This is a genomic window from Dellaglioa sp. CoH-57-MRSF-18 (assembly GCF_056781995.1).
The window spans coordinates 629-973 of record NZ_JBXAXX010000018.1 but is presented as its reverse complement, the minus strand read 5'-3'; the positions used below and the strand labels follow the sequence as shown (position 1 = coordinate 973).

Annotated in this window: 1 protein-coding gene; it reads left to right on the top strand. The window is 52.5% G+C overall.

Features of this window, described 5'->3' with window-relative positions; genetic code table 11:
* Positions 1–90: 90 nt before the first annotated feature.
* Positions 91–345: hypothetical protein (locus AC1RPG_RS07770; RefSeq protein WP_481762436.1), on the top strand; the 255-nt coding region annotated here is incomplete at its 3' end.

Here is a 345-nt window from a genome sequence, read left to right as displayed (position 1 = left end):
GAGCAAGAAGAACTGATAGTAGTAATTAAAAGTTGACAAGAAAGGGCCTCCACGTTAAACTGGGGGCTCTTTCACATTTAGGAGCCTGAGATGACGCCGAAGAAAATCAATCTGCTGGAAGCGGCACGCAACGTGATCCGGGATGATCCGCACTGGGTGGACGCCGAGAAGCTGGCGTATGAACTCGATCTGGACAACGTGTACTGGGCGGGTGACATTCCGGGTTTTGATGAACGTGTCAAGGGCTATTTTCTGAGCAAGAACTACTGCACGGACTCGTGGGTCGGTCTTCAAGCCATCTTCTTCGACGATCGGCTGGTCGCGATCATGCATCAGGAGGGTCGC